We start from the raw sequence: 21,170 nt of genomic DNA on the forward strand, positions 1-21,170 counted from the left end.
TCAGCGAACCCGCAGCACCAGGCTCGGTGTCGCCGTTCCGTAGACCGGCGTTCCCTGGTACGTCGTACCGGGGACCAGGAAGCGGTAGGCGAACACCCCGGGCCTGGTCGCCCGGAAGCTGATCGTGGCCCGGCCGCCGCGCATCGGGGTCGCCTTGACATTGCCCCAGGCCCGGCCGTTCCAGAACTGCAGCATCGCGGTGCTGTTCAGCGCCGGGCGGACCACCACCGCGGCGTTGATCACCTCGTTGCGGTTGTGCACGTTGCCGCCCGCGTAGCCGGCGCCCTGGATCAGCAGCCGGCTCCGGGTCAGGTAGCTCTTGCTGCTCGACGCACTGGACAGCGCACCGGCCCGGCTGTGCACCGGCACGTACGCCCGGTACGAGCGGGTGCCGCCGGTGTTCACCCGGACCTCGAAGTGCCCGCCCGGCTGGGTGGTCGATCGGCCGGCCAGGACCCACGGTCCGCCCGCGCGGTTCTGCGCGAGCACCACGACCGGCAGCCCGGCCGACGTCGACTGTTGCACCGAGCAACGAGATCCGCCGCAGCTGATCTCCTGCTGGATGGTCCGGCCGCGGATCAGCATCTGCTTGCCGAACGTCCACAACGTCGGCACGGCGGCCGTCGTCCTGGTCGTCCGCCCGGCGATCTCGGCGCCGGCCAGCGAGGCCCACTCGTTTTTCGCCCGTAGCTGGAAGTAGTACGGCGGCCGGATGTTCTTCAGCACCAGGCTCGACTTGGTCGTAGCCGCGCCGACCGGCTTGAACGGCTGCCCGTTGACGCCGATCACCGGCGTGTAGACCTGGCTCCCGGCCGGCAGGTCGAGCGGGTCGTTCGGCGTGAAGTCCTGCTCCGGCGGCGGCACCTTCCAGCTCACCACGACGTTCTTGCCGGACGGCCGCGCGACCGCCTCGGCCGGCCGCAACGGCCCGTCGGTGTCGAACATCGGCGACCGGGCCGGCTTGCTCGTCACCCCACCGCGCGACGTCCCGATCGCCACCGCGATCCGGTAGTTGCCGTCGGGCGGGAACGCCGAGGTCGGGATCGACCACGTGTTCGGCTCGTGCGCCGCGACGTACTTCACGTACGACGGGCTGCTGGACACCACGCCCTCGATCGAGATCCGGTTCGGCGCGTTGTCGTCCTTCCAGCTGACCTGGACCGCGGACCGCGCGTCGTCCCAGCCGACCGAGACGCCGGTCGGGACCGGGTCCGACGTACACGCCGTCAGGGCGGTCCCCGCGACCAGCACCACGGCCACGACGGCAAGCGGCGACCGCACCCTGCCCATCGCACCTCACCGACCTAGGACAACCTGGAACCGCGATGACCATACCCAGCCGACACCCCGCACTGCCTAGCCGGAGGGCCGAATCGTGATACTCCCCACCGAGGTCTGCCGCTCACGCTTCGCCACCGCCGAGCGCGCTTTCCTGGCCACCACCGGTCTGGACCTGCGCCCGCATGTGGTGCCCGTCACGTTCGCCCTGACCGGCGACACCATCGTGATCGCCGTCGACCACAAACCCAAAACGACCCGCAACCTGCGCCGCCTGCGCAATCTGACCGAGAACCCCCGGGCCACGCTGCTGATCGACCAGTACTCCCCCGACTGGACCCACCTGTGGTGGATCCGCGCGGACTGCACGGCGCACGTCGTACCAGAGCATCCGATCGAGGCATTGGCCGCGAAGTACTCCCAGTACGCCGACAACCCACCAGCCGGCCCCTTCATCGTCGCGAACGTCGACAAGTGGACCGGCTGGTCAGCGAGCTAGTTCTCAGACAGTGGTGAGCACGAAGTTCGGCGAGTACGCCGCGGCGACCAGCAGACCGTTGTAGGTGATGTTGGGGACGTAGTACCGGTACGCGACCCGCCCCGGGGCCGTACTGACGAACTGACCACTGGCGCGGCCGGCGTTGATCAGAACGTCCTTCACATGCACCCAGGTCGTGCCGTTCCACTTCTGCAGGTGGATTCGACCGGTGAAGCGTGGCTCGACCGTGAGGTTGGCCGTTGCGGTCTGCCCACGCCTCACGGTTGGCGCTGCGAAGGCAGCGGACGTGATCCGCTGCCCCGTCGTGGTGGTGACCGGCGCCGAGAAGCCGCCGAACCAGGCGTAAGTCTGCACCGAGAGGTCCGGCACCGCCACGCGGTACTGGCGGGTTCCCGCCGCGGTTACCTGGAAGCTGAAGCTGCTGTCGTTCCAGTACGTCGTTGTGGTGCCGACGACGTACCACGCAGAGGTCGCCGAGTTCCGCGCCTGGAGAACCACCATGAACTCGCCGCCGGGGTGCCCGACGTTTCCCTTGATGACGGTCGGCTGTCCGTAGAGGACCCGCGCCGGGACGCTGGTCGTCAGCTGGGCCGAGCTGACGTTCACCTTGGCGCCCACCGGTCCGGTCCCCCACTCGTTGCGCGCCCGCACGCCGAAGTCGTACTTCGGAACGGGGTTGGTGAAGGTCAGGGCGGTCGCCGTAATCGGCCCACCGAGCGGCTTCACCTGCCCGGCGACCTCGTACTGCGGCAGATACCGGATCGCGTCGGGCCGGTCGAGCGGGTCGCCGGGTGTCGAGTCTCCCCAGTCCACCGGAGGCGTCCATTCCACGGTGAGGCCGTCGGCCAACTGCGTGAGTCGACCGAGGTCCGGCCAGGTGACCGGTGCGTCGGTGTCGAACTGCGGCGACGCGGCAACCGGGCTGGTGTCGCCCTCGGCATCGCCCACGGCGACCGCGATGTCGAGAGGGCCGGCGTCCCGAGGAATCAGGTTCGCGGGGACGTCGACGACGTTGGCCGTCCCCGCCGGCACGACCGTCGACCACAAGGTGCTCGTCTGGCTCCGCACCCGAATCACGTTCGAGCGGTCACCGGCCTCGTCCCAGCTGACGTGAACGGCCTGGAAGGTGTTGTCCTTCCAGGCGATCTTGACGTCGATCGGCGCAGGATCAGCGGCCACGGCCGGGGAGGCGGCGAGCCCGCCCAGGACGAGCCCCGTGGACAGTACGACCAGCGCATGCGTCTTCATGGTGATCCCTCAGGCCGTGGTGGTGAGCACGAAGTTGGCCGAGTACGCCGCGGCGTACTTGTAGCCGTTCAGGGTGAGTGCCGGGAGGTAGTAGCGGTAGGCCACCCGTCCGACGGCGGCGGCCTTCACGTAGCCGCGGGCGACGCCCATGTTGCTCCTGACGTATCCGACCGTGCTCCACGTCTTGCCGGTCCAGCGCTGCAGGACCACGGCGTAGCTGCACGTGGGCGAGTGGCGAACCTCGGCTGTCGCGGTCTGTCCGCGCCGGACCGTGGCGGAGGTGAAGCGGGCACCGAAGGGGTTCACCTGGACCGTCATCGCCACGGCCGCGCTGTAGCTGCCGAAGTAGGCGATGCCGGCACTGTCCGTGTAGTTGGGCACCAGCACCCGGTAGTGCCGCGAGCCGGACGCGCCGAGCGGGAACCTGAAGGTTCCGTTGACGGCCTGCTGCGACGAGGCGGTGTACCAGGGGCTGGTCGCGGTGTTCCGGGCCTGCAGGTAGACCGGAGCGTTGCGGGCGGCAACGGTCCCCGTGATCGTGGGCTGCGACGTCGCCGTGCCGGACTTCACCCAGGTCGGGATGACAGCCTTGAGACCGCTGGCGGAGGCACCGCCGAGGCGCCTGCTGACGGTGCCCCACTCGTTGCTCGCCAAGACGTCGATCTGGTACGGCAACGCGTGGCCGGCCACCGTCACCGAGGTCGCCGAGGACGCGGCGGCGAGGTCACTGACCTTGCTTCCGGCAACCAAGCGGGGCGTGTACCGCGTCGAGCCGACCAGGTCCAGCGGGTCGTCGGGAGTCCGGTCGAACTCGGAGAACCCGGCCTTCCACTGCACCCGCAGACCGCTGGTCCCCGACAACGTGACCGAGACCCGCTCGGCGGGTGCGGCGACGATCGTGTCGAACCGCGGGGAGATGCCGGCTGGGCTGGTCTCTCCGGCCTCGGTTCCGACCGACACGTCGAACTGCAGCGATCCGCTGTACGGCTCCAGCCGGGTAGCCGGGTAGTCGACCACGTTCGCCGCGCCCGCCGGAACGAACACCGGCAGAACGGTGGTCGACGTACCGGTCCGGAGCACGACCTTGTTCGGCAGGTCGCCTTCCTCGGTCCACGTCACCCGGACGAACTCGTGCGTCGAGTCCTTCCACCCGATCGTGACACCGCTCGGCGCCGCGTCGGCCGCGAAGGCCGAGGTCGCGGTCAGCGCCGAGCCGAGCAGACCGGCGGACAATGCCAGTACTGGCCATTTCTTCATGGGCAGAAAGCCTTTCAGCGAGTGATGGTCTGATAGAAGGTCGCGCTGTAGGCCGCCGCGACCGTGACCGCACCGAAGCGGTGGGTCGGCACGTAGAAGCGGTACGCGAAGCGGTTGGCGACGTTGGTGCTGAGATACGCGTCGCCGTAGCCTTGCTTGGTGTACACGTAGCCCACCAAGGTCCACGCCTTCCCGTTCCAGCGCTGCAGCTCGCCCCGGCCGTCGATACCCGGCATGACGCTGAGGCCGATCCGTGCCGGGCCGCTGCCCACCGGTGCCGGCTCGCGATACACCGTCGGCCAGACAGTCATCTGGGTGGTTGTGGTGACCGGCGCGCTGTACCCGCCGTACCAGACAGTGCTGGGCGTGGAGGTGACCGTGTTCGCGACGGCGACGCGGTACTCACGGGTTCCACGGCTGGCCAGGGAGAATCGGTAACGGCCGCCGGAGAAGTCCGCGGAGCTGACGGCGTACCAGGCGCTCGCCGCCGTGTTCCGGGCTTGCAGAGTGACCCGAACGGTCGGCGGACCGGAGAAGGTGCCACTGACAACTGTCGGCGAGTCCGCCAGAACCCATCGCGGGATCGACGTCGTGAACGCAACCAGCCGGCCGCGGACCCAATCGCTCGGGGGTCCAGCGTCCCACTCGTTCTGCGCCCGGACAGCAACCTCGAACGGCGGCTTCGGGACGGCGAAGGTGCTCCCCGCCGCGGTCGTCGGCCGGCCGACGTCCACCGGCGCGGCCGTGCCCACCCGATACATGGGCTGGAAGAGCACCGGCGCGTCGACGTCCAACGGGTCACCGAGGGTGTCGCGATCCTGCCGCGGCCAGTTCCGCCAGTCGAGGCGCACCGCCGCACTCCCGGACGGGCTGAATCCCTCGATCACGGGTTCAGCGGCATAGAGAATGTCGAAGGCGGCAGAGAGCCCGACAGCGCCTGCGGCCGTCCCGTCGACGTTCTCGGCGGAGACTCCGATCTGCAGCACCTCGTAGGCGGTCCCCGCCTGCCGAACGGCGCTCTTGGGCAGGTCGATCTCGTTCGCGGCACCGGCCGGAACGTGCCGGACAACTCGGTCCGTCGACTCGCCGCGTGCTCGCACGACGATCCGGTTCGGCCGGTCGGAGTCTTCGCGCCACGTCACGTGCACGTATTGGTGAGTGCTGTCCTTCCAGCTGATCTCGACATCTGTCGGGGCCGGTTCGGCAGCGTGGGCCGCGGGGACGGGCAGGACGACGGCCAGGAGGCCGGCGGACGCGGCTGCGGCGAGCCACTTGGTCATGGAGAGCCTTTCAGGCGGGGACGACGACATTGACGAAGGTTTCGGTGTACGCCGCGGCGAAGCGCAGGCCGCCGTACGTGGTGGCGGGGACGTAGTACCGGTAGGCGACCCGGCTCGGCTTCGCGGTGACGATGCGGCCGACGCCGTACCCGTTCCGCACTGCGACGGGGCCGACGGTGGTCCAGGTCTTGCCGGTCCAGCGCTGCAGTGTGGCGGTGGTGTTCACGGCCGGGTAGACGTTCAGGCGCGCCTCGTTGGTCCGGCCGTAGGTGATCTGGGTCCACCAGAACTTGCCGTACGCAGCGAGTTGGGTGGTCGAGGACGCCGGGGCCGTCGAGGCCGGGTAGAGGATGCTGGATCCGTTGTGGAGCAGGGCCCTCGGTGTCGTCACGCGGTACTGCCTGCTCCCGCCGGTGCCCATCCTGAACGCGAACCGGCCGTCGGATCCGAGCCGCGACGCCACGGTGTACCAGGGACTGGTCGCACTGTTGCGCGCCTGCAGCACGATCGGGCGCTGGTCAGGGGCCGGCGAGTAGGTTCCGGTGAGATCCGGGTTGATCTCGCCGTACACCGCCCAGGCGGGCACCTTCGCCGTGAGCCGGGTCGCCCTGGCTGTCACCAGGTCGGCCGGCCATTGACCGCCCCACTCGTTGTACGCGAGGACCTGGAGCGTGTACTCCGACCGCAGTGTGTACGTCGTCTGGGCGGCCGTGCTTCGCGTGCCGATGTTCACCGGCTGCTTCGTGCTCACGGGCGTGTACGACACCTGGTACGTCAGCGGGACGTTGCGGTCCAGCGGGTCGTTCGGGGTCGTGTCGGTCCGCGGGTTCGGCTTCCACCGCACGGTGCTCGTCCCGGACGCCGACATCGTCGACGAGACCAGGGCGACCGGATCGGGCGCGAACGCGTCGAACGGCAGCGAGACGCCCGGTGCGACGCCGCTGCCGGCGACGACCGCGATCTCCATCGGCTTCAAGTACGACGACTCGAACGCGTTGAGCAGGTCGGCGTCGAGGTCCAGCTGGTTCGGCTGGTCAGCCGGCGTACTGAAGCTCATCCGGGTCCCCGGGTCGTCGCGAAGCCGTACGACGACCAGCGCCGCATCGGTCGACTGCTCGTCCCAGGTGACGGTGACGTGCCGGAAGCTACTGTCCTTCCACGCGAGCCGGACGTTGCTGATCGCGGGGTCCGCCGCCATGGCGGGGGTGGCGGTGAGCAGGGATGCGGCGAGGGCGCCGGTGACCGCGAGTGCCGGCCAGGTCTTCATGTGGTCCTGTTCAGGTCGTGGTGAGAACGAAGGTCGGGGAGTACGCCGCGTGGTACGTGCCACCGGCGACTGTCGCGGTGGGCACGTAGTAGCGGTAGGAGATGCGGCTGGGCGTCGTGCTGCGGACGTAGCCGCTCCCGATGCCGTTGGTGAAACTGACCGGGCCGACGGTGGTCCAGGCGGTGCCGCTGTAGCGCTGGAGGATCGCTGTGCCGTTGTAGCCGGGGCGGACCGTCAGGGCCGCGCGGGCCGTCTCGCCGCGCTTGATGGTCGAGCGTGAGAACACGCCGTACACCTTGTGCTGGACGTTGTTCGTCCCGATGGCGCTGTAGCCGCCGTACCAGACGCGGGCGCCGGAGGCGGTGTTCGGGACCTGCACGCGGTACTGGCGGGACGGAGTGAACTGGAAGGTGAACCGGTACGAGCCGGCGGTGTTCACCCGGGACGTGACGGTGTACCAGGCGCCGGCCGGGCTGTTGCGGGCCTGCAGGATCACCGGACGCCGGTCGGTGCCGAGGATCTTGCCGGTGAGGTCGAGCAGGTTGTCGTAGACGGACCACGGCGGCACCGTCAGCGTCGGAGCGCTCGCCGCGGCGTCGACCAGCTTGGCCGTCGACGCTCCCCATTCGTTGACTTGGGCGACCGAAAAGGCGAAGGCAGGGCCGGGGGCGGTGAACGTCAGCTTCGTCGCCGAACCGGCCGGGCCGACGGTGACCGGGTCCTTCGCACCGACCTGGTACGACGCCTGGAACACCGCCGGACCGGTCAGGTCCAGCGGGTCGTCAGGAGTGGTGTCGGGGACGGCGGGGCCGGACTTCCATTGGGCCGTCAAGGTGCTGCTGCCGGAGATCGCGGACGAGACGAGCTGGGGCACTGGCGGCAGGTCGGTGTCGAAGCGTGGGCTCCCGGTCAGCGGGCTGCTTTCGCCGCCGTCCTTGCTGCCGACCGCTACGGCCATCCGCAGGTCCTGCGCGCCCGCCGAGATCGACGAGGCCGGGATGTCCACCTGATTGGGGGCGTCCGCGGTGACCCAGAACTGACTGATCGGCGTCGTGTTCTCCTTGCCCTGCAGGATGACCCAGTTCGGCTGCGGCGACGTCTCGTCCCAGCTGAGGCGGATCGCCTGGTGACTGGCGTCGACCCACCGGATCGTGACGTTCGTCGGCGCCGGCTCGGCGGCGTGGGCCGGGGTGACGACGACAGCCGCGAGCAGGGCGGCAGGCAGCAGGGCGGCAGACAGGCGCTTCATGGAGTCCCCACGGTGAAGGGGCCATGATCCCCCACGGCCCAGCCAGCGCATTCTTCAGTACGGGGGTTGTGGTTGGCAACAAAGTTGCACTTTGCTGCAAAAACGAAGCCCCGCCCCGGCAAGTTGCCGGAGCGGGCCTCAGGAGTACGGCGGTCAGTGGGCCTCGGCCTGGGCGGCCTCGGTTTCGGTGCCCGGGTTGGGCTCGCCGTTGCCCGCGCGGACCAGTTCCTCGATCTGCTTGCCGGTGTCGGCGTCGACGTTCTTCCAGTACTGGAAGGCCTTCTCGAGCACCTCGCCGTGCACGCCGCCGAGCAGGTGGCCGGCGACGGTGCGGACGAACTCCTCGCGCTGGGCGTCGTTCCAGACCTCGCGGACCAGCGTGCCGGCCTGGCTGAAGTCGTCGTCGTCCGCGCGCAGTTCGTACGCCGAACGGACGAACTCGCCGTCGGCCTCCCAGCAGTCCTCGGCCGGGCCGGTCAGGTCGGAGTACGGGCGGCCGGCGGTGTTCGGGGCGTAGACCGGGAGGTCGCCGGCGTGGTCGTAGGCCATCGGGCCGTCGAAGGTGTAGCTGTTCACCGGGGCCTTCGGGCGGTTCACCGGCAGCTGCAGGTGGTTCGGGCCGATCCGGTAGCGCTGCGTGTCGGCGTAGGCGAAGACCCGGCCGAGCAGCATCTTGTCGGGGCTGAAGCCGATGCCGGGCACGACGGACGACGGCGCGAACGCGGCCTGCTCGATCTGGGCGAAGAAGTTGTCCGGGTTCTTGGTCAGCCGCATCGTGCCGACCTTGACCAGCGGGTAGTCCGCGTGCGGCCAGATCTTGGTCAGGTCGAACGGGTTGATCCGGTAGGTCTTGGCGTCCTCGTACGGCATCAGCTGCACCGACAGCGTCCACGACGGGTGCTCGCCGCGCTCGATCGCGTCGTGCAGGTCGCGACGGTGGAAGTCGGCGTCCTCACCGGCGATCCGGGCGGCCTCCTCGCCGGTCAGGTGCTCGACGCCCTGGTCGGTGTGGAAGTGGTACTTGACCCAGTGCTTCTCACCGGTGGCGTTGATCCACAGGTAGGTGTGCGAGCCGTAGCCGTTCATGTGCCGGTACGACTTCGGGATGCCGCGGTCGCCCATCAGGTAGGTGACCTGGTGCGCGGACTCCGGGTTCAGCGTCCAGAAGTCCCACTGCATCTGGTTGTCGCGCAGGCCGGAGCCGCCGCGGCGCTTCTGCGAGCGGATGAAGTGCGGGAACTTGATCGCGTCGCGGATGAAGAAGATCGGCGTGTTGTTGCCGACCAGGTCGTAGTTTCCCTCGCTGGTGTAGAACTTCAGCGCGAATCCGCGCGGGTCCCGCCAGGTGTCCGGGCTGCCGAGCTCGCCGGCGACGGTGGAGAACCGGGCCAGCATCTCGGTCGTCGCGCCCTGCTGGAACAGCGCCGCCTTCGTGTAGGCACTGACGTCCTCGGTGGTCTCGAAGACACCGAACGCGCCGCTGCCCTTGGCGTGCACGTTGCGCTCCGGGACGCGCTCACGGTTGAAGTGCGCCATCTGCTCGAGGAAGTGCGTGTCGTGCAGCAGCAGCGGGCCGTTGGCTCCCAGCGTGAGGGAGTTGCGGTCGCTCGGTGCTGGTGCACCTGTCGACGTCGTCGAACCGGACGAGACCTCGGTCATGTCACTCTCCTAAGAAGTTCGGTACCGCACGCCTGGACGCCGCGCGGTGCTCAGGGGGTCGCGCAGGACGGGCAGAGCCCCCAGTAGTTGACCTCGGCAACTTCCACCACGAAGCCGGCCGCGTCGACCGGGTGCAGGCAGGGCGCCTCGCCCCGCGCACAGTCGACGTCCTCGATCCGTCCGCAGGCGCGGCAGATCAGGTGGTGATGGTTGTCCCCGACCCGCGGTTCGAACCGCGCCGAGTGCCCGGCCGGCTCGATCCGCCGGACCAGCCCGGCCTCGTCGAAGGCCCGCAGTACGTCGTACACGGCCTGGGTCGAGACGGTCCCGAGCTCATCCCGAACCGCGCCCGCGATCGAGTCGACGTCCGGGTGCGGCAGCCGGTCCAGCGCGGTGAGCACCTGGACCCGCTGGCTGGTGACCCGCAGTCCGGCGGCCCGTAGCCGCTGCACCGCATCCACCGAGGTCATGCCCCGAGCTTGGCAGCTAATCTGGAATCAGTCAAGAAAACACGGTTAGTCAACCAGCGCACACAGAGAGCATCGGAGGTCGGGCGTGCGTCAGCACGAGCCCGGCCGGCGGGCTCAGTGGTTCCGCGTGAACGCCTGATCGAGCCCCAGCAGCGGCAAGAACGGCTCGTGGTGGGTGATCAGGTTGGACTCCGGGACGATCAGCGGAGCCAGGGCGCCGGTCGCGACGACGGGGACGGCGCCGGGCGTCAGGGACTGCTCGGTGAGGATGCGGGTGACCAGTCCATCGACCAGTGCGGTGAAGCCGAAGATCGCGCCGGACTGGAGGGCTTCGACGGTGTTCTTGGCGACGGCGGCGCGTGGGCGGGTGAGCTCGACGCGGCGGAGCTGGGCGGCCGAAACGCCGAGCGCGTCGGTCGCGGTTTCGATGCCGGGGGCAATCGATCCGCCGACGAAGGCGCCGGCCGGGTTGACCAGGTCGACGGTGGTCGCCGTACCGATGTCGACCACGACGCAAGGGGCGCCGTACCGGTTGACGGCGGCGAGCGCGTTCGCGATCCGGTCGGTGCCGACCTCGCGGGGGTTGTCGACCAGCACCGGGAGGCCGGTTTTCACGCCGGGCTCGACGACGACGCTCGGCACGTCGCGGTAGTAGCGGGAGACGACGTCGCGCAGTTCGTGCAGGACATGCGGCACGGCCGAGCAGACCGCGACACCGGACACCGGCGCCTCACCGGCCAGCAGACCTTCGAGCAGCACCGCCCACTCGTCCGCGGTACGGCGGGGGTCCGTGCCCACCCACCAGTACCGCTTGACGGTGCCCTCGAAGACGAGTCCGACGAGGGTGCGGCTGTTCTCGACCGCGACGGCCAGCAGCATCAGGCTTCCTGGAGATCCAGCGCGAGATCGAGGACGGGAGCCGAGTGGGTGAGCGCGCCCACGGCCAGGAAGTCCACGCCGGTCTCGGCGACCGCGCGGGCGACGTCGAGGGACAGACCGCCCGACGCCTCGAGGCGCGCCCGGCCGGCGATCTTCTCGACCGCCTCGCGCAACTGCTCGACCGGCATGTTGTCGAGCAGGATCAGGTCCGCGCCGGACTCCAGCGCGATCAGCGCGTCGTCGACCGAGTCGACCTCGACCTCGACGGCGATCTCGGGGTAGGCCTTGCGGACCAGCCGGAACGCCTCGGCGACGCCGCCGGCCGCGATCACGTGGTTGTCCTTGATCAGCGCCGCGTCGGACAGGCCCATCCGGTGGTTCTGGCCGCCGCCGCAGCGCACGGCGTACTTCTCCAGCGAGCGCAGCAACGGCATCGTCTTGCGGGTGTCGCGGATCACCGCGCCGGTGCCCTCGACCTCGTCGACCCAGCGCCGGGTCAGCGTGGCGACCCCGGACAGGTGACAGACCAGGTTGAGCATCGTGCGCTCGGCGGTCAGCAGCTGACGCGTCTTGCCCCGGGCGGTGAGCAGCACGGCGCCGGCCTTGACCGGCGTACCGTCGGTGACCGAGTGCTCCACCTCGATCTCGTCGCTGCCCGCGACCAGTCGCAGCACCAGCTCGGCGATCTCCAGCCCGGCGACCACTCCGTCGGCGCGAGCGACCAGCTCGGCGACCGAGACCTGCGCCTCGTCGACCGTGGCCGTGGTGGTGACATCGACACCGCCGGCCAGGTCCTCCTCGATGGTGGCCCGGACCAGGTCCTCGACCCACCGCCTGTCGAGCGTGTCATCCATGTCGCTACTTCCCCTCCGATGCTTCCTTCAGCGCCACGAAGGCCGTGGCCGGCCGGGCGGAAGACCCGTCGCCCGCCAGTGTGAGGTCCAGATTGCCCGACCACACCGTGTCGTCACGATCCGGGTGGTCCTCACGCCAGTGCGAGCCGCGGCTCTCCTCACGGGCCGTGCCCGCCGCGACCAGGGCGGACGCGACGGTGACCAGGTTGGTGGCCTCCCAGCTCGGCGTTCCGGGCTCGCCCGCGGGCTGCTCGATCAACCGGCCGAGGCGGTCACCGGCGTCCGCGAGCCCGGTCGCGCTCCGGATCACTCCGGCGCCGACCGTCATCACCCGTTGCAGCTCCGGTACGACGTCCGCGTTCACCAAGCCGGGAACCCTACCGTCGTCGGCCGGTTCGCGCAGGTCGGGCAGGTCGTCGGCCAGCGCGGCGGCGATCCGCCGGGCGAACACCAGGCCCTCGAGCAGCGAGTTCGACGCCAGCCGGTTGGCGCCGTGGACGCCGGTGCAGGCGACCTCGCCACACGCGTAAAGGCCTGGCACGGAGGTCTGTCCGTGCAGGTCGGTCCAGACTCCGCCGGAGGAGTAGTGGCAGGCCGGCGCGACCGGGATCAGCTCGCGGACCGGGTCGATGCCGTGCGAGCGGCAGGACGCCAGGATGGTGGGGAACCGCACCCGCCACTTCTCGTCGCCGAAACCCCGGGCGTCGAGCAGCATGTGGTCCTTGCCTGTGGCAAGCATCTGCCGCATGATCGCCTTCGCCACCACGTCTCGCGGCGCCAGGTCGGCCAGCTCGTGCTGACCCTGCATGAACCGGTTGCCGTCGTGGTCGACCAGGAACGCGCCCTCGCCGCGGACGGCCTCGGACACCAACGGCTGCTGGCCTTTCGCGCTCTTGCCGAGCCAGAGCACGGTCGGGTGGAACTGGATGAACTCCAGGTCGCGCACCTTCGCCCCGGCCCGCAGCGCCAGCGCCATCCCGTCGCCGGTCGAGACACTCGGGTTCGTCGTCGCGGCGTACAGCTGACCGAGCCCACCCGACGCCAGTACGACGGCCCGGCTGCGGATCGCGCCGACGCCGTCGAGTTGCCCTTCGCCCATCACGTGCAGCGTGACGCCGGCGACCGCGCCGTCGTCGGCGAGCAGCAGATCCAGGACCAGCGCGTGCTCGACGAGCCGGATGTCGTCGGCCCGCTTCACCGCGGCGACCAGGGCCCGCTCGATCTCGGCGCCGGTGGCGTCGCCGCCGGCGTGGGCGATCCGGTTGCGGTGGTGGCCGCCTTCGCGGGTCAGCGACAGATCGCCGCCGGCCAGCGTGTCGAACCGGGCGCCCAGCTCGATCAGGTCGTGCACGGCCTCCGGTCCCTCGGTCACCAGCGCCCGGACGGCGGCCGGGTCGCTCAGCCCGGCCCCGGCGACCAGGGTGTCCTGCAGGTGGTCTTCGGGCGAGTCACCCGGCCCGAGCGCGGCCGCGATCCCGCCCTGCGCCCACTGCGTCGAGCCGGACGCGACGACGTCCTTGGTCACCACCAGCACCGACCCGAACTCGCGCAACCTGAGCGCGGCGGTCAGCCCGGCGATGCCCGAGCCGATCACGACGACGTCGACCGTGTCGGTCCATCCGGGCGCGGGCGCAGCTAGCCGTTGCGGAACGGCGGGTGCAGTCATTCCGCGACCGTATCAATGGATTTCATCTGAGAGTGATGGAAATGTTGTCAATGAGACGCGTCGTGCCGACACGCGCCGCGATCAGCATCCGGGCCTCCCCAGGACCGATCACCGGGCCCAGATCAGGCGCCCTGAGCGCCAGATAGTCGATCTTCACCGACGGTACGGACTCCAGTTCGGCATGCGCCGCGGCCAGTACGGCGTCCGGCCCGTTCATGCCCGCCTTCGCCCCCGCGGTGAGCGCCCGGTACAGCACCAGCGCCTCGTCACGCTCGGTCTCGTCGAGGTACCGGTTCCGCGACGACAGCGCCAGCCCGTCGGGCTCGCGCACGGTCGGTACCGGCACGATGTCGACGTCCCAGTCCAGGTCGCAGACCATCTCCCGGATCAGCGTGAGCTGCTGGTAGTCCTTCTCGCCGAACAGCGCCAGGTCCGGCGAGGTCAGATGCAGCATCTTCGCCACCACCGTCAGGACGCCGCCGAAGTGACCCGGGCGGACCATGCCCTCCAGCTCGTCGGCCAGCGGCCCAGGATGCACGGTGATCGACGGCTCGTTGGGGTAGAGCTCGTCGCGGGACGGGTTGAAGACCAGGTCGACGCCCTCGGCCTTGGCGATCGCCAGGTCGCTGGCCAGCGTGCGCGGGTAGCGGTCGAAGTCCTCGGTCGGGCCGAACTGCAGCGGGTTCACGAAGATCGTCAGCACCACGCTGCCGTCGGGTCCGACCCGTTCGCGGGCCTCGGCCAGCAGGGCGGCGTGCCCGTCGTGCAGCGCGCCCATCGTCATCACGACCGCGCGTGGGCGGACCGCCGCCGCGGCGCGCAGTTCGGCCTTGGTCTGGGTGAGTCTCATCGCGGTGCCTCCCCTGTCCGGTCCCGCTCCAGCACCTGTTCCCGCTGGTCCTGCTCCAGTCGGTCCTGCTGTGCGTCGAGCAGCTGAGCGAAGCGCTCCGCCGTCGCCGCGTCGATCCGTTGGTCCTGCGTCACCCGTTCCACCGTGGCCCGGGCCAGCTCGGCGTACGTGCTCGCTGTGCGGCCCCGGAGAACGGCCAGGTGGGCTGCCACCGTGTCCACGTCGCCGCGCGCGATCGGCCCGGTGAGCGCATCATGACCGGACCGCAGCGTGTTGTCGAGAGTTGCGGACAGCAGTGGCCGAAGTGCCGCCACCGGATCGGTGACTCCGGCCTCCAGCAGTACGTCGTACGCCTGGCTGACCAGCGTGGTCAGGTGGTTCGCCCCGTGCACCAGACCGGCGTGGTAGCGCGCCCGGTGCTCCTCGGCGACCCACTGGACGCCGGCGCCGAGCCCCTTGACCAGCCGCTCGACGAAGTCCGTGGCGGCGGCCGGCGCCGTGGCGGTGAACGTCACGCCGGACAGGTCGACCGGACCGCCCGGGAAGGTCATCGGCGGGTGTAGCGCGACCGGCGTCGCCGCACTGGCTCCGAGCACGGCGAGGCCGTGCGCGCCCGACAAATGCACGACGTACTGGTCAGGTGTCAGCGGCAACGCGGCCGCGACGGATCCGATCAGATCATCCGGTACGGCGAGCAGGACGACGTCCGCACGGCGGGTGACCTCGTCCGGAGCCAGCACGGGGACGTCGAGAAGCAGACGGGCGGCCCGGTCGAGCGATGCTCGCGAGCGCGCGCTGACGCCGGTGACGGGGTGTCCGGCGCTCGCCAAGGCTGCTCCCACGGCGCTGCCGGCCCGACCGGCTCCGATGATGCCGATACGTTCCATGTCCACTCTCTACGTTCCAGTCCTCTCGCGAGGTACCAGACGATTGGTGCGGTTGCGGACCAGCGTACGGCGGATCGGCGGCACGTGGTGGAGTCGTGCGTCACAGGTGGGAGCATGAGGCGGTGAGCAGATTCGCCGACCCCTGGCCCGAGCCGACCGGCCGGACCGCGATCCTGATCGCCGTACCGGAGCTGGCCGCGTTCACCGATCGGTGGCGCTCGGCGTCGTACTCGTCGACCCGGCCCGAGCTGCCCCTGAACGCGCTGGTCCCGCCGCACGTCACCGTGCTGGTGCCCTGGCTGCAGGACCCGTCGCCGGAGGACGTGCTGCGGCTGACCGAGGCGGTCGCGGACGTCGCGCCGTTCGAGCTGTCGTTCCGCTCGGCCGGGCAGTTCGAGAACGGGACCACCTGGCTGCTGCCCGAGCCGTACGACGAGGTGCTTGCCCTGGTCAACGCGGTCCTGTTCGCCTTCCCGGAGTGCCCGCCGTACGGCGGTGAGCACCTGGACCCGCACCCGCACCTGACGATCGCCTTGCCCGGCCCGGGCGGTCCGGCGGTCGTCGCGGAGGCCGAGGAGGCGCTGGCCGTGTCGCCGCCGCCGTCGGTCCGGCTGGACGACCTCACGATCTGGCGGGAGAGCGACGACGGCGTCTGGCAGCTGACCGGCTCGGTGCCTCTGGGCGCTCGTGTGTAGCGCGTTCGTCCCCCGAGTCGCCCGTGCGTAGCTTCCGGGAGGCCTGGGACGAGGCGCTGTACGGCGCCGACGGGTTCTACCGCCGCGAGCGACCGGCTGCTCACTTCCGGACCTCGGTGCACGCCTCCCCGCTCTTCGCCGGCGCCTTGATCCGGCTGGCGCGGGAGATCGGCGCCACTCACCTCACTGACATCGGCTCCGGCTCCGGCGAGCTCGGCGCGGCTGTCGCGGCGCTCGACCCGGATCTGACCGTCACCGGCATCGAACTGGACGACGAACTGCCGGCCACACTGAACGGGCTCGTGATCGCCAACGAGTGGCTCGACAACATCCCGTGCGAGCTGGCGGAGCTGGACGACGACGGCGTACCGCGTTATCTGCTGGAGGACTTCTCCCTCGGTCCAGTTGTCGAGGGCAACGATCGCGCGTGGCTCGACCAGTGGTGGCCGCTGGCCGAGCCCGGCGACCGGGCCGAGATCGGGACCACCCGCGACGCCGCGTGGGCCGGGGTGCTCGACCGGTTGGGGACCGGCCTGGCGATCGCGATCGACTACGGCCACCTGCGCGACGGGCGGCCGCCGTACGGGACACTGACCGGTTTCCGCCGCGGCCGTGAATGCGACCCGGTCCCGGACGGCACTTGCGACCTCACCGCGCACGTCGCGCTCGACTCGCTCGGCGGCACCATCACCACCCAGCGAGTCGCGCTGCTCACCCTGGGCGTCTCCGCCGACCGCCCCGGCAACGACCTGGCCCGCAGCGACCCCCTGCGCTACGTCGCCGGCCTGTCCTCCGCCGGCGAGGCCGCTGAACTGCTGGACCCCTCCGGGCTCGGCGCGTTCGGCTGGGTCTGGACCGGCAGAGGCGCGGACGTCGTACGGCGGGCCTCGCGGGCTCTGGTGGTCTGAGCTTCCAGGAGGTCGGCCGCGTCGGCCAGGTCGCGGTGGAGGGCGATGGCGTCGGTAGGGCCCTGCGGGGTGTCGATGTGGACGTTCGCCAGCCGCAGGCGGCGCTGGATCGGCCCCTGCTGGACACGGACCGACTGGGTCTTGTGGTGGAGGACCACTGAGGTCTTGCGGCTCACCCAGCCGCGCTGCGTGACCAGCACCTGGTCGTCTGCGCCGTACGCCAGGTAGCGCCAGCCGACCGGCCGGAGCCACTTCACCCGGCTCGGCGCCTGGTGCAGCTCGATCCGGGACAGGTCGAAGCCGGGCAGGACCCGGGCCAGTACGCCGGCCACCTCGGTGCGCTCGCCGACCGGGAGGAGCTGGACGCCGTTCTGGTCCTCCTCACCGTCACCGGAGACTCCGCCGACCACGCCGGCGATGTCGAGGTCGACGCGGGACCAGCCGAGGCGACGCCAGATCAGCGGCTCGGTGATCAGCAGGCCCTGGACCCTGCCGGGCGGAACGGTCTGGCGCTGCAGGTCGAACAGGCCGCGCTTGGTCCGCAGACCGTCCCGGCTCTCGACCAGCGTGAACCGGTGGTTGCCGACCACCTGCTTCCAGATCGGCTGCACCACACCGAGCAGCAGCGGCAGACCGGCGAACAGACCGACGTGGAACTCGAACACCGTGGTGGCGACGATCAGCCAGATCAGACCGGCCAGACTGCCGAGCACTGTGGACGACAGCAGCGTCGCACCGAGCAACCGGCCGGTGGGGACCACAAGCAGCGGTGGTGGCTCCTGCTCCGGCTGCGCCGCCTCTTCGGCCGCCTCCCTGCCCTTGGCCCGAACCAGCAGGGTGCCGCGCAGCTTGGCGGCCTCCTCGGAGGTGAAGTAGCTCAGCTTGCCGTCGCTGCGGCTGCCGCCGGCCACGTCCATCCGCAGCTCGGCCATGTTGAACAGCCGCGCGACGAACGGCTGGGCCACGTCGATCGCCTGGATCCGGTCGAACCGGATGATCCGCGTCCGGCGGAACAGGAACCCGCTGTCCACCCGGATCGCGTCGTCGGTCAGCTGCCATTTGGTGAACCACCAGGACAACGCGCCGAGCAGGATGCCGCCGACCAGTACGCCGGCCAGCGCGATCCCCGCGATCTTGAGGTTGCTGCGCAGTCCTTCGTTGTTGGCCATCGCGAAGGCGGCGACGACGAAGTACCCCCAGCCCTTCACGAACGGCGTCAGCGGGTGGAGCCGGTCGCCCTCGCGCTCGGTGACCGGTGCGGGCGGCGGGCTTGCGCCGTACGGGAGTGGAGGCGCGGTGTGCGACGGCGGAGGCGCACCGTACAGCGGCGGGCTGGTGCCGTCCTCGGGCGGGGTTGGGGCGTGCTGGTGCCCTCCGGATGGGGCGTTCGGCTCGGTCACAGGCCCCACGCCTGGGCCTGGCCGAGGGCGGACAACCGGTCGCGCAGCCGGCTCGCCTCGTCGGGGTGCAGGCCGGGGATCTTCGCGTCGGTGGCCGGCGTCGCCGTGTGCAGCTCGACCGTCGCGATCCCGTACGACCGCTCCAGCGGACCCGCCGCGACGTCGACGAATTGCATCCGCCCGTACGGCACGACCACCAGCTGGCGGAACATGATGCCGTGGCTGACCAGCAGCTCGTCCTCGCGCTCGGCGTACTTCCAGGACCGCTGGTTGCGCCCGATCAGGCTCCACGACCAGGCGAACCCGGCCGCGACCAGCAGCACCCACAACCCGGCGTACAGCCAGCTCAGCATCAGCCCGAAGGCGAACAGGCCGGCGATCGCGACCAGCCCGAAGAAGATCGCCGACGTCACCCGGCGCACCGCCGCGAGCTTCGGCGAGACCGGCGTCCAGCTGACATCCGAAGGTGCGAAGAGGTCGTCCACGGGTCAAGCCTGTCACGATAGGGGGCATGAGTGCGGAAAGAGTCGTGGGAATCGGCGCGGGAGCAGCCGGGCTGGACCCGCTGTACGAGCGCGGGGGTACCGGCGCCGGGTCCGAGCTGCCGACCACCGACATGGTGCTCAACATCGGGCCGCAGCATCCCGCGACGCACGGCGTCCTGCGGCTGCGGCTGACCCTGGACGGCGAGCGGATCGTCGCCTGCGAGCCGATCATCGGCTACATGCACCGCGGCGCCGAGAAGCTGTTCGAGGTCCGCGACTACCGGCAGATCATCGTGCTCGCGAACCGGCACGACTGGCTCTCGGCGTTCTCCAACGAACTCGGGGTCGTGATGGGCGTCGAGCGGATGATGGGGCTCGAGGTCCCGGTCCGCGCGGTCTGGATGCGCACCCTGCTGGCCGAGCTGAACCGGGTGCTGAACCACCTGATGTTCCTCGGCTCCTACCCGCTCGAGCTCGGCGCGATCACGCCGGTCTTCTACGCCTTCCGCGAGCGCGAGACGATCCAGGCCGTGCTGGAGGAACTGTCCGGCGGGCGGATGCACTACATGTTCAACCGCGTCGGCGGGCTCAAGGAAGACCTCCCGCACGGCTGGCTCGGTCGTGCCGCCGCGGCGTCCACCGCCGTCCGGGGCCGGCTGCCCGACATCGAGAATCTCGTACTGGGCAACGAGATCTTCCGCGCCCGCACCGTCGGCGTCGGCAAGCTGTCACCCGAGCTCATCGCGGCGTACGGCGTCACCGGCCCGATCGCCCGGGCCTCCGGCGTCGACGCCGACCTGCGCCGCGACGAGCCGTACCTCGCGTACGACGAACTGCTGCGCGACGGTGTGCTGCGCGTCGTCACCCGCTCCGACGGCGACTGCTTCGGCCGCTTCGCGCTGCTCCTGGAGCAGGTCAAGGTCTCCCTGGACCTGGTCGACGCGTGCCTCGACCGCCTGGCCTCGATGCCCGCCGGTCCGGTCAACGTGCGGCTGCCGAAGATCCTCAAGGTCCCCGAGGGCCAGACCTACACCTGGACCGAGAACCCGCTGGGCATCAACGGCTACTACCTGGTCTCCCGCGGCGACAAGACCCCGTGGCGGCTGAAGCTCCGCTCGGCCAGCTTCAACAACATCTCGGTCCTGCCCGAGATGCTGCCCGGCACCATCGTCGCCGACATGATCGCCATCCTCGGCAGCATGTTCTTCGTCGTCGGCGACATCGACAAGTAGCCACCCCGGGGAAAGATGCTCGCGGCAACTATGCCCGAGCGAGGCGGCAGGTACGGGCGGAGTACGGGCAGCGGGGTGTCAGCGAGGTCGGAAAGGATGCCGGTGGCATCGATGTGTGTGGGCACCGCCGCCCGCCGAACCCGACCCCTGGAGGAACTCCCCGGATGCGTAAATCCATCGTGGCCGCCGCCACCGCTTTGACCGTCGTCGCGACCGGCCTCGGCGTTGCCGGCCTGGTCGGGACGGCCCGGTCGGCGACCGCGGCGGTCGGCGACGTGCCCGCCGACTGCGGCGTCTTCACCGCGGCGTACCGCTCCGACGGCCAGCGTCTGACCTACGGGTACGACGGTGGTCGGACCAGCACCAAGCAGTACCGCAACGACGACCTCGGCTGGGTGCCGACCGCGCATCAGCAGCTCGGCGGCTCCGGCGACGACACGATCTTCCGCAGTACCGAGATCGCCGCTCACCCGATGGACGGCCGGCTGTACAAGCTGAGTCGCGAGGGTCATCTGCAGGAGGACGGGACCTGGGCGATCATGTCGTCGAGCTCCAGCCACCTCGCGACGGGGTTCGCCAACACCCGGATCCTCGCGACGGCTTCGCCGTACCTGTACCGCGTGGCGGGCAGCACGCTCTACCGGTACCAGGAGAAGTACGTCAACGGGGTCTTCACGTACTCGGCGCCGGTGACCCTGGCGACCGGCTGGGGCGGAGTCAATACCTTGACGTACGAGGGCACGCGCGGAACGGGAACCAGCGCCGTCGACGTACTGATCGGCACCAAGGCCAACGGCGAGCTGCGCGAGTGGCAGATCAACCGCACCACCCCGACCAAGATCTCCGGCAAGACGCTGCGGACGAGCGGGTGGGCATCCTTCACCAGCCTCAGCACCGGCTTCTGCGACGCGCACCCCAACGGCCGGCCGCTGCTGGCCATCACCGCCGACGGCAGGGCCTCGGTGCACTTCGACGCCAACAGCAAGGACGGCGTCGCCACGGACATGAAGGGCGGTTCGCTCGGCTCCCTCGGCTGGACCGCGAAGGCCTACGGCCAGTAACCGCTGCGGTGCCGACGATCCGGTCCTCGGGTCGTCGGCACCGTGC

The 21,170-nt window shown here is 70.3% G+C and carries 19 protein-coding genes and 1 pseudogene; 5 read left to right on the forward strand and 15 right to left on the reverse strand.

Annotated features, from left to right (window positions below; genetic code table 11):
* The gene (locus ACQPXM_RS37660; protein WP_432942764.1) at positions 1-1,290 is read right to left on the reverse strand and encodes a hypothetical protein; all 1,290 of its coding nucleotides are present in this window, start codon (positions 1,288-1,290) and stop codon (positions 1-3) included.
* 85 nt (positions 1,291-1,375) lie between these two features.
* Between ACQPXM_RS37660 and ACQPXM_RS37665 the strand changes: the two genes are divergently transcribed.
* Complete coding sequence (locus ACQPXM_RS37665) at positions 1,376-1,777, forward strand: TIGR03668 family PPOX class F420-dependent oxidoreductase (protein ID WP_432942765.1); 402 nt, start codon at positions 1,376-1,378, stop codon at positions 1,775-1,777.
* Between the two features lie 3 nt (positions 1,778-1,780).
* On the opposite strand, the gene ACQPXM_RS37670 is transcribed toward ACQPXM_RS37665, so the two are convergent.
* From ACQPXM_RS37670 to ACQPXM_RS37725, 12 genes are all read right to left on the reverse strand, one after another.
* The gene (locus ACQPXM_RS37670; protein ID WP_432942766.1) at positions 1,781-3,025 is read right to left on the reverse strand and encodes a fibronectin type III domain-containing protein; all 1,245 of its coding nucleotides are present in this window, start codon (positions 3,023-3,025) and stop codon (positions 1,781-1,783) included.
* Between the two features lie 9 nt (positions 3,026-3,034).
* On the reverse strand, positions 3,035-4,282 hold the full coding sequence (locus tag ACQPXM_RS37675; RefSeq protein ID WP_432942767.1) for a hypothetical protein: 1,248 nt from the start codon (positions 4,280-4,282) through the stop codon (positions 3,035-3,037).
* A gap of 14 nt (positions 4,283-4,296) precedes the next feature.
* A complete protein-coding gene (locus ACQPXM_RS37680; RefSeq protein WP_432942768.1) occupies positions 4,297-5,562 on the reverse strand; it encodes a hypothetical protein in 1,266 nt (421 codons plus the stop codon).
* A 10-nt stretch (positions 5,563-5,572) separates the two neighbouring features.
* Positions 5,573-6,829 (reverse strand): fibronectin type III domain-containing protein, encoded by a 1,257-nt coding sequence (locus ACQPXM_RS37685; RefSeq protein WP_432942769.1) that lies wholly within the window; start codon positions 6,827-6,829, stop codon positions 5,573-5,575.
* A 10-nt stretch (positions 6,830-6,839) separates the two neighbouring features.
* Positions 6,840-8,078 carry a hypothetical protein gene (locus ACQPXM_RS37690; RefSeq protein WP_432942770.1) on the reverse strand — a complete coding sequence of 413 codons (1,239 nt, stop codon included), beginning with the start codon at positions 8,076-8,078 and terminating at the stop codon, positions 6,840-6,842.
* Positions 8,079-8,231: 153 nt separating this feature from the next.
* The gene (locus ACQPXM_RS37695) at positions 8,232-9,737 is read right to left on the reverse strand and encodes a catalase (RefSeq protein ID WP_432942771.1); all 1,506 of its coding nucleotides are present in this window, start codon (positions 9,735-9,737) and stop codon (positions 8,232-8,234) included.
* Between the two features lie 50 nt (positions 9,738-9,787).
* Positions 9,788-10,207, reverse strand: a complete 420-nt coding sequence (locus tag ACQPXM_RS37700; protein WP_432942772.1) for a Fur family transcriptional regulator — start codon at positions 10,205-10,207, stop codon at positions 9,788-9,790.
* A gap of 114 nt (positions 10,208-10,321) precedes the next feature.
* A complete protein-coding gene (locus ACQPXM_RS37705; RefSeq protein ID WP_432942773.1) occupies positions 10,322-11,086 on the reverse strand; it encodes a type III pantothenate kinase in 765 nt (254 codons plus the stop codon).
* Entirely contained in the window at positions 11,086-11,940 is an 855-nt protein-coding gene (nadC, locus tag ACQPXM_RS37710; protein ID WP_432942774.1) for a carboxylating nicotinate-nucleotide diphosphorylase, read from the reverse strand. The genes ACQPXM_RS37705 and nadC overlap by 1 nt, the downstream gene beginning before the upstream one ends.
* A 4-nt stretch (positions 11,941-11,944) precedes the next feature.
* The gene (locus ACQPXM_RS37715; RefSeq protein WP_432942775.1) at positions 11,945-13,606 is read right to left on the reverse strand and encodes an L-aspartate oxidase; all 1,662 of its coding nucleotides are present in this window, start codon (positions 13,604-13,606) and stop codon (positions 11,945-11,947) included.
* Between the two features lie 22 nt (positions 13,607-13,628).
* A complete protein-coding gene (panC, locus tag ACQPXM_RS37720; RefSeq protein ID WP_077018929.1) occupies positions 13,629-14,456 on the reverse strand; it encodes a pantoate--beta-alanine ligase in 828 nt (275 codons plus the stop codon).
* Positions 14,453-15,343 carry a Rossmann-like and DUF2520 domain-containing protein gene (locus tag ACQPXM_RS37725; RefSeq protein WP_432942776.1) on the reverse strand — a complete coding sequence of 297 codons (891 nt, stop codon included), beginning with the start codon at positions 15,341-15,343 and terminating at the stop codon, positions 14,453-14,455. The genes panC and ACQPXM_RS37725 overlap by 4 nt, the downstream gene beginning before the upstream one ends.
* A 122-nt stretch (positions 15,344-15,465) precedes the next feature.
* Here ACQPXM_RS37725 and ACQPXM_RS37730 point away from each other — a divergent pair, with 122 nt between their 5' ends.
* Together ACQPXM_RS37730 and ACQPXM_RS37735 are read left to right on the forward strand one after the other, a co-directional pair.
* Positions 15,466-16,038: a 2'-5' RNA ligase family protein gene (locus ACQPXM_RS37730; protein ID WP_432942777.1), complete on the forward strand. Its 573-nt coding sequence runs from the start codon at positions 15,466-15,468 to the stop codon at positions 16,036-16,038.
* A gap of 302 nt (positions 16,039-16,340) precedes the next feature.
* A pseudogene (locus ACQPXM_RS37735) lies at positions 16,341-16,664 on the forward strand (SAM-dependent methyltransferase); the annotation flags it as partial.
* Between the two features lie 146 nt (positions 16,665-16,810).
* Here ACQPXM_RS37735 and ACQPXM_RS37740 read toward each other — a convergent pair.
* Positions 16,811-18,346, reverse strand: a complete 1,536-nt coding sequence (locus ACQPXM_RS37740) for a PH domain-containing protein (protein WP_432942778.1) — start codon at positions 18,344-18,346, stop codon at positions 16,811-16,813.
* Complete coding sequence (locus ACQPXM_RS37745; protein ID WP_432942779.1) at positions 18,343-18,831, reverse strand: PH domain-containing protein; 489 nt, start codon at positions 18,829-18,831, stop codon at positions 18,343-18,345. Before ACQPXM_RS37745 ends, ACQPXM_RS37740 begins: the two co-directional genes overlap by 4 nt.
* A 26-nt stretch (positions 18,832-18,857) precedes the next feature.
* Between ACQPXM_RS37745 and ACQPXM_RS37750 the strand changes: the two genes are divergently transcribed.
* Both ACQPXM_RS37750 and ACQPXM_RS37755 read left to right on the forward strand, forming a co-directional pair.
* Positions 18,858-20,063: an NADH-quinone oxidoreductase subunit D gene (locus tag ACQPXM_RS37750; protein ID WP_432942780.1), complete on the forward strand. Its 1,206-nt coding sequence runs from the start codon at positions 18,858-18,860 to the stop codon at positions 20,061-20,063.
* 164 nt (positions 20,064-20,227) lie between these two features.
* The gene (locus ACQPXM_RS37755) at positions 20,228-21,124 is read left to right on the forward strand and encodes a hypothetical protein (RefSeq protein WP_432942781.1); all 897 of its coding nucleotides are present in this window, start codon (positions 20,228-20,230) and stop codon (positions 21,122-21,124) included.
* Positions 21,125-21,170 lie beyond the last annotated feature (46 nt).

The sequence above is a fragment of the Kribbella sp. CA-253562 genome (assembly GCF_050942265.1).
Classification (GTDB): Bacteria; Actinomycetota; Actinomycetes; order Propionibacteriales; family Kribbellaceae; genus Kribbella.

What these genes read in the sequence shown, in the direction of transcription:
- ACQPXM_RS37670 (WP_432942766.1), bottom strand. Translation starts at nt 3,025, where the DNA reads ATGAAGACGCATGCGCTGGTCGTACTGTCCACGGGGCTCGTCCTGGGC.
- ACQPXM_RS37725 (WP_432942776.1), bottom strand. Translation starts at nt 15,343, where the DNA reads ATGGAACGTATCGGCATCATCGGAGCCGGTCGGGCCGGCAGCGCCGTG.
- panC (WP_077018929.1), bottom strand. Translation starts at nt 14,456, where the DNA reads ATGAGACTCACCCAGACCAAGGCCGAACTGCGCGCCGCGGCGGCGGTC.
- ACQPXM_RS37660 (WP_432942764.1), bottom strand. Translation starts at nt 1,290, where the DNA reads ATGGGCAGGGTGCGGTCGCCGCTTGCCGTCGTGGCCGTGGTGCTGGTC.
- ACQPXM_RS37750 (WP_432942780.1), top strand. Translation starts at nt 18,858, where the DNA reads ATGAGTGCGGAAAGAGTCGTGGGAATCGGCGCGGGAGCAGCCGGGCTG.
- ACQPXM_RS37680 (WP_432942768.1), bottom strand. Translation starts at nt 5,562, where the DNA reads ATGACCAAGTGGCTCGCCGCAGCCGCGTCCGCCGGCCTCCTGGCCGTC.
- ACQPXM_RS37675 (WP_432942767.1), bottom strand. Translation starts at nt 4,282, where the DNA reads ATGAAGAAATGGCCAGTACTGGCATTGTCCGCCGGTCTGCTCGGCTCG.
- ACQPXM_RS37695 (WP_432942771.1), bottom strand. Translation starts at nt 9,737, where the DNA reads ATGACCGAGGTCTCGTCCGGTTCGACGACGTCGACAGGTGCACCAGCA.
- ACQPXM_RS37705 (WP_432942773.1), bottom strand. Translation starts at nt 11,086, where the DNA reads ATGCTGCTGGCCGTCGCGGTCGAGAACAGCCGCACCCTCGTCGGACTC.
- ACQPXM_RS37685 (WP_432942769.1), bottom strand. Translation starts at nt 6,829, where the DNA reads ATGAAGACCTGGCCGGCACTCGCGGTCACCGGCGCCCTCGCCGCATCC.
- ACQPXM_RS37715 (WP_432942775.1), bottom strand. Translation starts at nt 13,606, where the DNA reads ATGACTGCACCCGCCGTTCCGCAACGGCTAGCTGCGCCCGCGCCCGGA.
- nadC (WP_432942774.1), bottom strand. Translation starts at nt 11,940, where the DNA reads ATGGATGACACGCTCGACAGGCGGTGGGTCGAGGACCTGGTCCGGGCC.
- ACQPXM_RS37690 (WP_432942770.1), bottom strand. Translation starts at nt 8,078, where the DNA reads ATGAAGCGCCTGTCTGCCGCCCTGCTGCCTGCCGCCCTGCTCGCGGCT.
- ACQPXM_RS37700 (WP_432942772.1), bottom strand. Translation starts at nt 10,207, where the DNA reads ATGACCTCGGTGGATGCGGTGCAGCGGCTACGGGCCGCCGGACTGCGG.
- ACQPXM_RS37755 (WP_432942781.1), top strand. Translation starts at nt 20,228, where the DNA reads ATGCGTAAATCCATCGTGGCCGCCGCCACCGCTTTGACCGTCGTCGCG.